Annotated in this window: 9 protein-coding genes; all 9 read right to left on the reverse strand. The window is 72.2% G+C overall.

What is annotated here, in order from left to right; genetic code table 11:
• Positions 1–5: 5 nt before the first annotated feature.
• Positions 6–1034: a hydroxyacid dehydrogenase gene (locus ABZ842_RS20050; RefSeq protein ID WP_361538199.1), complete on the reverse strand. Its 1029-nt coding sequence runs from the start codon at positions 1032–1034 to the stop codon at positions 6–8.
• Positions 1018–2046, reverse strand: coding sequence for a dihydrodipicolinate synthase family protein (locus tag ABZ842_RS20055; RefSeq protein WP_361538306.1), 1029 nt, complete (start codon positions 2044–2046; stop codon positions 1018–1020). The genes ABZ842_RS20050 and ABZ842_RS20055 overlap by 17 nt, the downstream gene beginning before the upstream one ends.
• An 81-nt stretch (positions 2047–2127) precedes the next feature.
• The gene (locus ABZ842_RS20060; RefSeq protein WP_361538200.1) at positions 2128–3216 is read right to left on the reverse strand and encodes an epimerase; all 1089 of its coding nucleotides are present in this window, start codon (positions 3214–3216) and stop codon (positions 2128–2130) included.
• A 5-nt stretch (positions 3217–3221) separates the two neighbouring features.
• The gene (locus ABZ842_RS20065; RefSeq protein WP_361538201.1) at positions 3222–4202 is read right to left on the reverse strand and encodes a carbohydrate ABC transporter permease; all 981 of its coding nucleotides are present in this window, start codon (positions 4200–4202) and stop codon (positions 3222–3224) included.
• A gap of 2 nt (positions 4203–4204) precedes the next feature.
• The gene (locus ABZ842_RS20070; protein ID WP_361538203.1) at positions 4205–5113 is read right to left on the reverse strand and encodes a sugar ABC transporter permease; all 909 of its coding nucleotides are present in this window, start codon (positions 5111–5113) and stop codon (positions 4205–4207) included.
• 83 nt (positions 5114–5196) lie between these two features.
• Positions 5197–6444, reverse strand: coding sequence for an extracellular solute-binding protein (locus ABZ842_RS20075; RefSeq protein ID WP_361538205.1), 1248 nt, complete (start codon positions 6442–6444; stop codon positions 5197–5199).
• Between the two features lie 69 nt (positions 6445–6513).
• The gene (locus ABZ842_RS20080) at positions 6514–7839 is read right to left on the reverse strand and encodes a Gfo/Idh/MocA family oxidoreductase (RefSeq protein WP_361538207.1); all 1326 of its coding nucleotides are present in this window, start codon (positions 7837–7839) and stop codon (positions 6514–6516) included.
• 88 nt (positions 7840–7927) lie between these two features.
• Positions 7928–9796 carry a peptidase C14 gene (locus ABZ842_RS20085; protein ID WP_361538308.1) on the reverse strand — a complete coding sequence of 623 codons (1869 nt, stop codon included), beginning with the start codon at positions 9794–9796 and terminating at the stop codon, positions 7928–7930.
• 1075 nt (positions 9797–10871) lie between these two features.
• On the reverse strand, positions 10872–11717 hold the full coding sequence (locus ABZ842_RS20090; protein WP_361538209.1) for an IclR family transcriptional regulator: 846 nt from the start codon (positions 11715–11717) through the stop codon (positions 10872–10874).
• Between the last annotated feature and the right edge of the window lie 210 nt (positions 11718–11927).

Below are 11927 nucleotides of genomic sequence, written 5' to 3' on the forward strand. Positions count from 1 at the left end.
GTGCCTCACTCGACGCGGGTCAGCGCATCGGAGCCCACCGCGTGCCGCAGGGGCCGCCCGCCCAGGAAGCGCTCGACCTCGGCGACGGTGCTGTCCCCGAGCGCCCAGCGGCCCTGGACCGTGGCCGCCGCCTGGTGCGGGGTGAGCAGCACGTTCGGCAGGGTCCGCCACGGGTGGTCCCGTGGCAGCGGCTCCTGGTCGAACACGTCGAGCGCCGCGTCCAGCCGTCCGCTGCGCACCTCGGCGAGGAGCGCGGACTCGTCGACCAGCCAGGAGCGCGCCGTGTTCACCAGCCCCGCGCCGGCGGGCATCAGCGCCAACTCGCGGGCGCCCAGCAGGTGCCGGGTCTCCGGCAGCGCCGGGGCGTGCACCGCGACGATCCGGCTGGTGCGCACCACCTCGTCCAGCGGCGCGACGGCCACGCCCAGCCGGCGCGCCTCGTCGGCCGTCAGGTACGGGTCGTACACCGACACCCGCGCGCCCAGGGCCCGTACCAGCGCGATGTACGCCCGGCCGGTCCTGGACGCCCCGATCACCCCGATCGGACAGCCGCGGATCTCGTGCCGCGGCGGGGCCTGGCTCGCCGCGGCCCACTCCGCCCCGCCGCGCAGGGCGTGGTCGAAGCGGTGCACCCGGTGCAGCAGGCTGAGGGTGAAGGTGAGCGCGACCTCGGCGACCGGCGGGCCCATCGCCGCGCCCGCCTGCGTGACGTGCACGCCGCGGTCGAAGACGTCCCCGGTGACGAACCGGCTGACCGCGCCGCCGGTGTGGGCGATCAGCCCCAACGCATCCGCCGCGTCCAGCAGTTCGGAGTCCAGGACCGCCGCGCCCCACGCCGTCACCAGCACGTGGGCCCCGCGCAGCGCGGCGGCCACGGCCGTCCGGTCGTCGTGCGCGTCCACCACGCTGACCTCGGCGAGCGAGGTCAGCCGGCGCCAGGCGCCCGCGGTGAAGAACTCGGCCCGCAGCCGCGGCGGCACCGCGACCACGATCCGCCGCGCCCCGGGCACCGGCCCGTCAGCGGAGCCAGTCATCGAGGTGCTCCCGTACGAAGTCGTCGTCGGTGAGCCAGGGGTAGGCGGCGCCGACGCGCGCGATCTCCTCGGCCTGGCCGGGGGAGAGCCGTTCGTCGGGGTTGAGGCACCAGGTCCCCGCCAGCAGCCCCTGGGCCCGCAGCACCTCGTGGACGCCGGCGATGCAGCCGCGGAAGGCGTTGGCGACGTCGAACACGGCCGCGTTCGCCTCGCTGAGTTGCGGCGCGCGCCGCAGCAGGTCCGTGGTGAGGGCGTGGTCACCCGTGCGCGCCGCCCGCACCTCGTCGAAGAGGTGCACCGCGGCCCGGGTCCACACCGCCCACTGGCCGAGCAGCCCGCCGGCGAACCAGCGCAGCCCGCGCGCGGTGCGGTAGGGGGTGAGCAGGTCCTGGATGATGGCGTCGTCGTTGCCGGTGTAGAGCGCGACCTCGTCCGCCCGGTCGGACGCGGCGACGGCCGCGATGACCTCGGCGGTGCGGTAGCGGTCGAAGGGGGCCGTCTTGATGGCGACCACGGAGGGGATGTCGGCGAGCGCCCGCCAGTAGTCGGGGGACAGGTGGCGGCCCCCGACGGCGTCCTGGAGGTAGAAGCCGATCACCGGCAGCACCTCGCCGACCGCGCGGGTGCGCTCCAACAGCCCGGCCTCGTCGGCGCCGGGGACGGCGGGGCTCAGCAGGACGGCGTCGTAGCCGAGGGACGCGGCGAGTTCGGCCTCCGCGACGGCCTGTGCGGTGTAGCCGCAGGCGCCGGCGACCTTGACGACCGGTCGGCCGCCCGCAGCCGCCGCGCCGTGGGCGCGGATCTCCTCGGCGGCCAACTCCAGCACCGGGCGCAGCAGTCCGACGGCCGGTTCGCGGATCTCGAACTGGGTGGTGTGCACGCCGACCGCGATGCCACCGGCGCCCGAGGCGAGGTAGTAGCGGGTCAGCGCGCGCTGCCGGCGCTCGTCGAGTCGGCGCTCGGCGTCCAGCGCCAGCGGATGGGCGGGGACCACCGTGCCCGCGGTGAGCACGTCGAGCGGGTCGACGGCATCCGGTGCGACAAACGCTGAGGGCGTGGGCGTGGGCGAGGACGTGGGGGTGGGCACGGTGGGTCAGAACCTTCCGTCGCGTACCTGGAACTTGGTGGGCTTGCCGGAGAGCGGATGGCCGCGCCGGATCCACTCCGCCTGCCAGGACACCAGGGTCCGCAGCGACAGGGCGGGGTATCCGAACAGGGCGTGGCACAGGGAGGAGTCGGACAGCAGAGCGGTGCCCGACTCCTCGCCCGCGAACAGCGCCGGGCGGTCGAACTCCGCGGCGAAGAGCTGCGCCAGTCGGCGCACCGACGCGGTCTCGGGGCCGCTGAGGTTCAGCGTGAAGGGGCGCTCCCCGCCGGACGCGTGGGCGAGCGCGCGGAGCGCGACCTCGTTGGCGTACCCCTGCCACACCGCGTTGAGGTGCCCGGTCGTCAGATCGACGGGGGTGCCGGCGTGCACCGCGGTCGCGATGTCCGCGAGGACGCCGTACCGCAGGTCGACGGCGTAGTTGAGGCGGATCACCGCGAGCCGGAGCCCGTGTTCGACCGCGTGGTAACCGAAGACCCGCTCCCGGCCGAGGCAGGACATCGCGTACTCGCCGACCGGCGCCACCGCGTCCTCCTCGGTGCTGCCGGCCGAAGCCGTGGACACCAGCGGGTAGACGTTGCCGGTGGAGAAGGCGGAGATCCGGGCGGTGCGGTAGCGGCGCGCGACCCGGTCGGGCAGGGCGGAGTTCACCGCCCACGCGTGGGTCGGATTGCCCGCCGAGCCGAACTTGGCACCCACCATGAAGACCACGTTGCCCGCGTCCGGCAAGGTCGCCGGGTCGCCGTCGAGCAGGTCGAAGGGGACGGGCGCGACGCCGTCGGCGGCCAGTCGGTCGGCGGCGGCGCGGTCCGTCCAGCGGGAGACCGCGTGCACGGTCAGGTCGCTGCGTCCCGCCGCGTCCAGGGCGCGCCGCGCCAGCCGGGCGAGGCTCGGCCCCATCTTGCCGCCGGCACCGAGGATCACCAGGTCCCCGTCGAGGTCGGCGAGGTCGGCGACCAGCCCCGGGGACGGGGTGGCGAGCAGCGCTTCGAGGGCGTCCGGACCGTCCGGGAACCCCGACGGGGCGGCCGGCGGCGGGGTGTGCGTGAGCGTGGTTGGCATGGGCGTGGTTGGCATGGGCGTCATCCCTTGACTGCGGAGCCGGTGATGCCTTCGGTGAAGTACCGCTGGCCCACGAGGTAGGCGCTGAAGATCGGCACGAACGCGACGACGGAACCGGCGAGGACCTGGTTGAGCGGTACCTGTTGCTGCTGGAGCGAGGCGATGCCGACGGTGAGGGTGCGCATCTCCGTGCTCTGGCCGATGACCAGCGGCCACATGAAGTCGTTCCAGTGCCACAGGAAGACGAAGGTGCCGAGCGTGGCGAGGATCGGTTTGAGCAGCGGCAGCACGATGCGGAAGAAGATCTGGAGCTCGCCCGCGCCGTCCAGCCGCGCCGCTTCGAAGAGTTCGTCGGGCAGCCCGAGGATGAACTGCCGCATCAAGAACACCGCTTGGGCGTTGGCGAGGGTGGGGACGATCAACCCCCAGTAGCTGTCCACCCCGCCGAGCTTCGCGATGAGGATGAAGGTCGGGATCATCGTGACGTGGTACGGGACCATCACCATCGACAGGAACGACCAGAACATCGCCTCCCGGCCCGGGAAGCGCTTCTTCGCGAAGGCGTAGCCGGCGAGCGCGGCCAGCAGCAGCGTGCCCACCACCGACACCAGCGAGTACACGAGGGTGTTGAACAGCCAGCGGGGCACGTCCTGCGAGCCGAGTACGTCGCCGTAGCTGCCGCCGTCCAGCGGCCAGGGCAGCAGGCTGCCGGGCAGGTCGACCGCGCCCTCCGGCTTCAGCGACAGCACGACCATCGCGTAGAACGGGAAGAGGGTGACGATCGAGGCCAGCGCCAGCAGCACGCCGCGCACCAACTTGCCCCGGGTGCGCATGCGCAGGGCGTTCGGCAGGGTGTCCCGCTCCCGCGGCTCCCGCCGGCGCCCGGGGCCGGTCTTCGTCGGGCCCGCCTTCGTAGGGGCGGTCGTCGCGGTGGTGACGGCGGCGTCGGGACGGGGCGCGGCGGTCACCGCGGTCTTCGTGGGCTCGGTGGTCTCGCTCACGGTCACTGCTCCTTTCCGATGACCAGCCGCTGGATCCCGGCCACCACGAGCGTGAGGACGAACAGGACGCAGCCGATGGCGCTGGCGTAGCCGAGGTCGAAGTACTTGAAGCCGGCGTCGTACAGCTGGAAGACCAGGCTGTAGCTGGAGTTCGCGGGCCCGCCGCCGGTCATCATGTAGACGGCGTCGAAGACCTGGAAGCTGGCGGTGGTCTCGATGACGGCCAGGAAGAAGAACGAGCCCTTCAACTGCGGGGCCACGATGTACCGGAACCGCTGCCAGGGGCCGGCGCCGTCCATCAGCGCGGCTTCCTCCAACTCCCGCGGCACCTCCTGGAGCCGGGCGAGCAGGATCAGCATGCCGTACCCGCACCGCGACCAGACGCCGACCAGCGCGATCGCGGGCAGCACCAGCGCGGAGTCGGTGAGCCACGACTGGTCGGGCAGGCCCAGCCAGCCCATCACCGTGGACCACGGCCCGTCGGTGGAGAAGATCCAGATGAACACCGTGGACGCCAGGATCAGGCTGGTGACCACGGGCAGGAAGAACACCGAGCGGAAGAGCTTGGAGCCGAGGAAGGCGCGGCGGGTCAGCAGCGCCAGACCGAGGGAGAGCGCGATGGTGACGGGCACCGCCATCACGGTGTACAGGACGGTGACCTTCAGGGCCGACCAGAACACCGGGTCGTCCATCAGGCGCTGGAAGTTCTCCAGGCCGGTGAAGCTGGTCTCGGCGCCGAGGGTGTAGTCGGTGAAGCCGAGAAGGAGGCCCGCCGCCGCGGGCCCGAAGCGGAAGGCGAGGAAGACCAGGAGCGCGGGCAGGACGAACAGCAGCCCGATCCTCGCCTCCCGTCGGGCGTGCGGCCCGCGGCGGACCTTGGTGGTGCGGGGTCGTTCCGCGACTGCGGCCACGGGACCTCCTTCGTACGGCGGTGCGATGGGACAGGGGTGGACGGAAGGTCAGGACGGTGGAGTCACCCGGGTGGCGGCGCAGGTCAGCGCTTGCGGGCGATGAGCTGGTCCGCCGCCTTCGCCGCTGCGTCGAGGGCGGACTTCGGGCTCTTCTGACCCAGCAGCGCGCCCTGGATCTCCGGGGCGAGCACGCCCATCACGTCCCGCGCGGCCTTGTTCAGCGGCCCGACCTGGGTGGTGTCCAGCACCTTCGCGGTCTCCTGCTGCTGCGCGTCGGTCGGGTACAGGTCGGCGGCGGCGGTGCGCGGCGGGAAGTAGCCCATCGGCTTCTGGAGCCCCGCGCTGTTCTTCTCCTGCGCCACGAAGGAGACCCACTTGCCGGCGGCGGAGGTGTTGCCGCCCTTGAAGACGGCGAGGGTGCCCACCGTGCCGTACGCGACCTGGGCGTCGGCCTTCAGCGCCGGCCGCACCACGATGTTCTCCTTGCCCCAGAACGGCTCCACCTCGGAGGCGGAGTTCTGCCAGGTGCAGGCCACCTTGTTCTTCGCCAGGTCGGTCTGCTCCATCTTCGGCGTGGTGGTCACCAGGTCCTTGGGCGCCCAGCCCGCGTCGATGAAGGTCTTGAGCCAGGTCAGCGCCTTGACTCCGGCGTCGCTGTTGAACGCGGCCTTCTTGCCGTCCGCGGAGAACACCTCACCGCCGGCCTGCCACAGCAGCGGGTAGAAGGTCATGTTCAGCGTGGCGGTGGTGTCCCCGCTGTAGCTGGTGGCGTAGTACCCCTTGTCCTTGAGCTGCGGGGCGAGCGCGCTCAGCTCCTCCCAGGTCGTCGGGTACTTGTCCGCCAGGCCCGCGCCCTCGAACACCTTCTTGTTGCACAGCAGCGGGTACGCCGACATCAGCACCGGGGTGGCCAGCGCGGTGTCGTCGACGGTGACCGCCTTCAGCGCGGCGGGGCGCAGCGCGTCGCGGTCCGCCTTCGACAGGTAGTCGTCGGCCGGGACCAGGTTGCGCTGGTAGGCGGCGAGCTGGTCCGGGATCAGGTACGCCACGTCCGGGCCCTTGTTGGCGGCCAGCGCGGTGGCGAGCGCGGTGTCGCGGTTCGCCCACGGGTAGGTGGAAACCTTCACCTTGACGTCGGGGTTCTCCTTCTGGAACGCCTTCACCATGCCGTCCCAGTACGCCTGGTTGGCCTTCTCGTCGGCGATGACCGGGTAGACCCAGGTGTTGACGGTGCCGCCGCCGGAGCCGGAGTCGCCGGAGCCGCAGGCGGTGAGCCCGACGACGGTGGCGAGGGCGACGGAGGTGCACGCCAGCGTTCTGCTGATTCTCATGGTGTTCGATCTCCTGGTGAGGGTGTTCGGAAAAGTTCGGGGGGCGGGGCGGCGGGGTGGCGGGGCCGCTCAGTGCTCGGGGACGCGCTCGACGGTGCCGAGGTGCCGGGAGCGTTCGGCGGCGAACGCGGCGAGGTGGCTGCTCAGCGACTCGGCCGGCCCGGACCTGATGAAGGACCGGTCCCCGGTGGCGAGCGCGGCGACGAAGGACGCGATCAGGACGGTGTCGCCGCCGCCGTGCCCGTCCGCCGCGTTGGAGCCGGTGGCGGCCGTCTCGTGCACGGTCACGCTGTCGTCGCGGAAGTCGTGGACGGTGACGCGCTCCCCGTCGCCGCGCAGCCAGCCGTGGCTGCCGAAGATCCGGGTCTGCCGGTGCGTCTGCTCGGTGAACGCCGTCATGGTGAACGTGCCGGTCAGCCCGCCGGTGAGCTGCATCGCCACGACCTGGTTGTCGACCACGTCGTTGTCGGTGCGGTACACGCAGCGTCCGTACGGACCCGAGCGCAGCGCCTCGGTCAGCACGGCCTCGTCCTCGGGCCCCGCGGCCCGGTCCGTGACGTGGCTGACCGGCCACTGGCCCCCGGTGCGCCGCAGCGCGGGGTAGTACAGCTTGCGGGCCGAGTAGGGGCAGTCTGCCTCCACGCCCGCCGGGCACGTCAGACAGGAGTCGGTGGAGCCCTCGGGCGCGTTCTCCGGCCGGAAGTGGGCCAGTGAGCCGAAGCTGGCGACCGACTCGATCCGACGCCCCGTCACATAGGTGATCCAGTCCAGGTCGTGGCTGGACTTGGCGAGGATCATCGGGGACGACTCGTCCTGGCGCCGCCAGGGACCCCGTACGTAACTGTGGGCGTAGTGCCACCAGCCGACCGGCTCCAGGTGCTCGATGCCGGTGAGGGTGCCGAGCACGCCGCTGTCGACCACGCCCTTCACCAGGTCGGTGTAGGGGGTGTAGCGCAGGACGTGGCAGACGGCGAAGGGCACGCCGGTCTCCCGTACGCCCGTCACCAGCGTGCGGCACTCGTCCTCTGTCGGCGCTAGCGGCTTCTCGGTCAAGATGGCGTAGCCGGCGCGGGCCAGCGCCAGGACGGGCTCGACGTGGTCCCGGTCCTGGGTGCAGACCATGACGGCGTCGGCGATCCGCTCCCCGGTGGGGGAGGGGTCGAGGAGCGCGCGCCAGTCGTCGTACCCGGCCACCGGTCCGACGGCGCGTTCGGCGGCCCGCGCACGGGCGCGCGGATCGGGGTCGGCCACGGCGGTCAGCCGGGCCCGCGAGGGGTGGTCGTGGATCCAGTCGGTGTAGGTCAGACCCCGGTTGCCCGCGCCGACCAGGGCGATCTGGACGGGCCGGTCCTCGGGGATCGGGCCGGCGGCGGGCGGGGTGGAGGCAGCAGACATGGTCGGTCCCGGGTGTCGGGGAGAACTCGAACGAGCAGGGGTACGGAGGAAGGGGGCGCGGGCACGGCGACCCGCGCCCCGGCATCGGCTAGCCGAGCAGCAGGTTTCCGGCCTCGTGCCGGATCCGGTCGCCCTCGGGCGGCATCGCCGTGCGTCTCGTGCCGTCCTCGACGCAGCCGCTGTGCAGCAGGTGGCCGGAGCCCGCGAAGGCGCCGGCGGCCAGCTCCAGACGTCCGCCGGTGAAGGTGGAGTTAGACGCCTGGTAGCGGTTGGTGCCCTCGGTGATCTTCAGATGGGCGGTGTCGGAGACGGCCGTCTCGCCGTGGAAGCCGTCCAGTCGCCAACTGACGGTGCGCTCGCCACCGGTGCGGCCGAGCAGCGCGCCGGCGCCGTTCGTCCCCGAGAAGCGGGCGCCGCCGTCGAGGCGGATCTCCTGGTCCTTGCCGGAGTTCAGGACGAAGCCGGTGTCGCGGTATCGACCGCCGCTGACCGTGGAGGTCGGGTGCGCCAGCGAGCTGGGCGCGGCCTTGTCGGACGCACCGGTGAAGACGCAGCGCTCCAGCACCAGGTCGCCGGTGCCCTTGAAGGCGGCGCCGTCGAGCCCGGTGAGGGTGACCCGCTCCAGATGGACGTCCGCGCTCACGTTCTCCTGGGTGACCACGGAGCCCTTGCCCTGGTGGAACGTGGAGTCGGCCACCACGTTGGCGCGCTTGGAGAGCTTGGACGCCTGGGTGATCACCAGGGGGCCGGACGCGGTGCAGCCGCGCATTTGCACCCCGTCGGCGTTCACCCAGATCATGCCGGAGCCGGACTGGGCGTTGCCGATGACCCGCAGGTCCTCCAGGGTGAGGTCGGTGACCTTCACCCGGGCCACGAACCAGGAGCACACGTGCTGGCGCACGGTGATCCGCTTCGCCGCGGAGCCCCAGGCGGCGCCGGAGTTGGCGAAGGTCATCAGCCCCGAGTTGCCGGTGTAGACCAGGTCGTGCTCGAACTGGCCGTGGGTGACGAAGGGGCCCTGGTCGTCGCCGTCGCCGTGGCAGTTGGTGACGTAGCCGTAGGCCGAGGCCGTCCAGTCGTTGAGGTGCCGGGCGTTGGAGGCGTGACAGTCCTCGACGTGGCCGTACAGACAGTAGATCTGCTGGGTGAGGTAGCCGGCGCCGCCCCAGGTGACGGACGCCGGGTTGCGCAGCTGGCACTGGTAGGTGTGGAAGTAGGTGCACCAGCGGCGCATCACCACGGGCCAGAAGGTGTCCGTCGCGTCGATCCCGGACACGTCGCAGGAGACGGCGTACTCGTACGCGACGGGGTGGGAGCCGGTGTACTGGTCGCCGCCCTTGACGCCCTCGAAGACCATGTTGCGCACGTGGGCGCGCTCCACGGGCTCGACGCGGGTCCAGCGGAAGGTGCGGCCGGCGGCCAACTCCCAGCCGATCTTGTAGTTGACCCGGACGTGCGTCCCGTCGACCTTCTGGGTGATCTGGACGAGCCGCTGCACCTCGCGCTCGTACTTCCCGCTGCCCTTGACGCCGTCGACCTCCACGGCCCACCACTGGCCGACTTCGAAGGCGCCCGAGTCGGGCACCTCGAAGACGTCCGCGAGATCGGGCATCGGCGCCGACAGGGTGGCGGTGACCTTGGTGTCGGTGACCTTTCCCTGGAAGAGCAGGACCGCGCCGAAGGGGTTGTCGGCGGTGTTGCGCTCGATGCCGGTGGTACGGACCCGGTGGCCGCCGAAGTCGAGTTCGATCCCGGACCGGGCGAAGGTGTGGCGCCGGGTGAACAGCAGGTCGGTGTGCGCCTCGACGCGGTGCACGGAGGGATCGTTCACCAGGGCGTCGAGCGCGGCGTCGGCGGGGGCGCCGTCGTCGAAGTGGCCGAAGGAACGGAAGTCGACGACGCCTTCGTGCAGCTGGAGCCAACGGCCGCGGGGGCCGGGAGAGGCGGGGGCGAGCACGGTGCCGCCGTTGTGGGCGGCGGCGGACGAGGCGTCCCAACGGAGGGTCGACCCGCCGCCGTCGCCGGCGGTGCGGTAGCCGGCGACGACGGCGACCTCGCCGTCCTCCAACTGCTTGGGCGCCACTGCGCGCAGGGCGGCCACGTCGCTGACGGCGCGGATCCGCGCCGCGCCCTTGGGACCCTTGGGGCCCTTGGCCGCGGCGGGCTGCGTGCCCGCGGCGGTGGCGGCGATCAACAACCCGCCGATGCCGCCGGCGCGCAGCAGATTGCGGCGCCCGGTGGCCTCGGGGGCGGTGGGTGTGTCGTGGTGGGCGTCCGGAAGCGGACGCACGAAGGGGCGGGGCACAGAGCTCACGGGGTCCTCAGCCTTCGAGAGGGTGGGCAAGTGAGGTGAGGGGGGTCCCGCGGCGAGAGCCGGAGCACCGGACGGACCGGTGCGTCACACAGGCGGATGGCTGAAAAGAGAGGGTGATGCGAGAGGGGGCGTGGTGGCCGGGGGAGCAGCCCCGGGGGTCAGAACACCAACGACCATGGGGCGAGCGGTGTGATCCGCTCGACACGCGAGGAACTTAAACCGGGTGTACGGAGTCGGTCAACCCTTTGCGGTTGGCCGAATCCACCTGTACGTCGCTTCGCCACCCGTGCCAGCTCGCCCCCTTGGCGTACCGCCGTGCCCCTGCGGAAGCGTCTGCCTCTGCGGCCCGGTGGGTGGCTTGTCGCGCAGTTCCTCCCCCTGTGCCCTGCGGGCACGGGGGCACCCCCACCTACGCCCAGAGGGCGTGGGGGGACCCCCAGCGCCCTAAACACCTCCGCCCCAGCCCGCAGGCGAATGGCGGGGGAAGCGAAACAGGGGCGCGGGGAACTGCGCGAGAACCACGTACGGTCCGCAGAGACCAACGCACCCGCAGGGCTACGGTGAGGGGGTCAGGGGCGCGGAGAATTGCGCGAACAACCCACCACCGGGCTGTGGTCGCCATGATCGCTGGGCCATCCACGGCGCGACCGCGAACGCGTGCGAGCGACCACGCACGGGCCGTCCGCCGCGGGGCGCCGGGCGCCGCGGGGCGCGTGGGTCAGGGAACGGGGGCGTAGCCCAAGGCGCGGCTGATGCGTTGCGCCGCGTCAGCCACCTCGCGGCCGATCTCCTGGAACCGCCAACTCGGCTGGTCCAACTTCAACCCCGTGACACTGATCGCCCCCGCCGTCCCCCCGCGGTGATCCCGCACCACGCTCCCCACGCAGAAGATCCCCTCCGCGTCCTCCTCGTCGTCCAGCGCGTACCCGGACATCCGGATGTCCCGCAGATGCGCGATCAGGGTCTCCTCGTCCGTGATCGTGCGGGAGGTGCGCCGTCGCAGCCCGGTGCGGGCGATCAGCGCACGCGCCTCGTCCAGCGGCATCTCGGCGAGCAGCGCCTTGCCGAGCCCCGAGCAGTGCGGCAGCTCGCGGGTGCCCATCCGCAGGTCGAGCCGGGGCCCGTGCTCCAGGTCGACCTGGTCGATGACGACGGCGTGGCCCGCTTCGAGCACCGCCACGCGCGAGGCCATCCCGGTGGCCGCGGTCAACTCCAGCAGCACCGGCCGGGCGACGTCCCGCAGGGAGACCTGGGACCGCGCCCGGTCGCCGAGCCGGGCGAGGGCCATGCCCAGCCGGTAGCGGCGGTGCATGCCCTCGCCCTCGTCGGCGACCAGACCGTAGTGGCGCAGCGTCTGGAGGATGCCGAAGGCGGCGCTCTTGGAGATCCCGCACGCCTGGCCGACCTCGGTGACGCTCATGCCGTTCCCGGGCCCCCGGGTGGCGAGCGCCTCCAGGATCTCGGCGCCCCGCCCCACGGTCTTCACCCAGTACTTGGCGCGCTCGGCGGCCTCGGCCCCGGCGCCCGCCGTGCTGACCTGTTCCTCGCTCTGACTGTTCTGCATATCCGAACAGGATAGTGCGACTCCTCGGGGTGCGAGGGCGAAACGACTCTTGACGGCGGAGTGACGGCGATCTACAGTGAGCGAACTGTTCTGCTATGTAGAACAGCGTTCTGAAAAACGTGAACGGCTCGGAAACAACGCCCGACGCGGACTTCGGAACGACCACGGAACGCGCTCGACGAGACGGGGCGACCCGACTCGACCGGGCGC

Origin of the sequence: Streptomyces sp. NPDC047315 (genome assembly GCF_040643215.1) — a bacterium.
Taxonomy (GTDB): Bacteria; Actinomycetota; Actinomycetes; order Streptomycetales; family Streptomycetaceae; genus Streptomyces.